Genomic DNA, 2,608 nt, shown 5'->3' on the forward strand with positions numbered 1-2,608 from the left:
GCATCTGCTAGAACAAGGCCTCGACCGATTAGTATCACTCAGCTCCACATGTCGCCATGCTTCCACCCGTGACCTATCTACCTCATCGTCTCTGAGGGGTCTTTCTTGATTACTCAAAGGGAAATCTCATCTTGGAGGGGGCTTCATGCTTAGATGCTTTCAGCATTTATCCCGTCCGCACGTAGCTACCCAGCGATGCTCCTGGCGGAACAACTGGTACACCAGCGGTGCGTCCATCCCGGTCCTCTCGTACTAAGGACAGCTCTCCTCAAATTTCCTGCGCCCACGACGGATAGGGACCGAACTGTCTCACGACGTTCTGAACCCAGCTCGCGTACCGCTTTAATGGGCGAACAGCCCAACCCTTGGGACCTACTCCAGCCCCAGGATGCGATGAGCCGACATCGAGGTGCCAAACCTCCCCGTCGATGTGGACTCTTGGGGGAGATCAGCCTGTTATCCCCAGGGTAGCTTTTATCCGTTGAGCGATGGCCCTTCCATGCGGAACCACCGGATCACTAAGCCCGACTTTCGTCCCTGCTCGACTTGTAGGTCTCGCAGTCAAGCTCCCTTCTGCCTTTGCGCTCTACGAATGATTTCCAACCATTCTGAGGGAACCTTTGGGCGCCTCCGTTACTGTTTAGGAGGCGACCGCCCCAGTCAAACTACCCGCCTGACACGGTCCTCCAGCCGGATCACGGCTGCGAGTTAGAGACTCTATGCATGAAGGGCGGTATCCCAAGGGTGACTCCTCCGAAGCTGGCGCTCCGGGCTCGACGTCTCCCGCCTATCCTGTACATCATGCACAAAGCCTCAATATCAGGCTGTAGTAAAGCTCCATGGGGTCTTTCCGTCCTGTCGCGGGTAACCTGCATCTTCACAGGTACTATGATTTCACCGGGTCTCTCGTTGAGACAGTGCCCAAATCGTTACGCCTTTCGTGCGGGTCGGAACTTACCCGACAAGGAATTTCGCTACCTTAGGACCGTTATAGTTACGGCCGCCGTTTACTGGGGCTTCGGTTCAAAGCTTCGCTTGCGCTAACCCATCCCCTTAACCTTCCAGCACCGGGCAGGCGTCAGCCCCTATACGTCATCTTGCGATTTAGCAGAGACCTGTGTTTTTGCTAAACAGTCGTTTGGGCCTATTCACTGCGGCTCTACATGTGTAGAGCGTCCCTTCTCCCGAAGTTACGGGACCATTTTGCCGAGTTCCTTAACGAGAGTTATCCCGCGCGTCTTAGAATTCTCATCTCGCCTACCTGTGTCGGTTTACGGTACTGGCGCCTTCCCCCTCACTAGAGGCTTTTCTTGGCAGTGTGAAATCGTGACCTACGTCCCTACGGGACTCCGCGTCGTTCCTTGACTGTGATGCCTGACGGATTTGCCAATCAGACGGTCTTGAAACTTGCACATGCACTTCCATCCGCATGCGTCACTATCCTCCTGCGTCCCCCCATTGTTCAAACGGTGGATCGGCGGTACAGGAATATCAACCTGTTATCCATCGCCTACGCCTTTCGGCCTCGGCTTAGGTCCAGACTAACCCTGAGCGGACGAGCCTTCCTCAGGAAACCTTGGGCTTTCGACGGAGGGGATTCTCACCCCTCTTTTCGCTACTCACACCGGCATTCTCACTTCCAAACGCTCCACTGCTCCTTCCGGTACAGCTTCACAGCGGTTTGGAACGCTCCCCTACCATTCCTTACGGAATCCGCAGCTTCGGTGGTATGTTTAGCCCCGTTACATTTTCGGCGCGGCGCCACTCGACTAGTGAGCTATTACGCACTCTTTGAATGGTGGCTGCTTCTAAGCCAACATCCTAGCTGTCTAGGCAGCGCCACATCCTTTTCCACTTAACATACACTTGGGGACCTTAGCTGGCGGTCTGGGCTGTTTCCCTCTTGACTACGGATCTTATCACTCGCAGTCTGACTCCCGAGTATAAGTTGCTGGCATTCGGAGTTTAACTGAATTCGGTAACCCTGTGGGGGCCCCTAGTCCAATCAGTGCTCTACCTCCAGAACTCTCAACCTCGAGGCTAGCCCTAAAGCTATTTCGGGGAGAACCAGCTATCTCCAGGTTCGATTGGCATTTCACCGCTACCCACACCTCATCCCCGCACTTTTCAACGTGCGTGGGTTCGGACCTCCAGTCAGTGTTACCTGACCTTCATCCTGGACATGGGTAGATCACCTGGTTTCGGGTCTACGACAACGCACTGAACGCCCTGTTCAGACTCGCTTTCGCTACGGCTCCGCCTCATCGGCTTAACCTCGCGCGTTATCGTAACTCGCCGGTTCATTCTACAAAAGGCACGCCATCACCCGTTAACGGGCTCTGACTACTTGTAGGCATACGGTTTCAGGATCTATTTCACTCCCCTTCCGGGGTGCTTTTCACCTTTCCCTCACGGTACTGGTTCACTATCGGTCACTAGGGAGTATTTAGCCTTGGGAGATGGTCCTCCCGGATTCCGACGGGGTTTCACGTGTCCCGCCGTACTCAGGATCCACTCTGGAGGGAAAACAGTTTCAGCTACAGGGCTGTCACCTTCTTCGGCCGACCTTTCCAGGTCCTTCACCTACTGTCTTCCTTTTTGACTCCGT

At 54.7% G+C, this 2,608-nt stretch carries 1 rRNA gene; it reads right to left on the reverse strand.

The annotated features are described in order from the left end of the window. Positions 1 to 8: 8 nt before the first annotated feature. A 23S ribosomal RNA gene (locus tag Q7C19_RS15560) occupies positions 9 to 2,608 on the reverse strand; the annotation flags it as partial.

It is taken from the genome of Exiguobacterium sp. PHA03 (assembly GCF_041945985.1).
GTDB lineage: Bacteria > Bacillota > Bacilli > Exiguobacteriales > Exiguobacteriaceae > Exiguobacterium_A.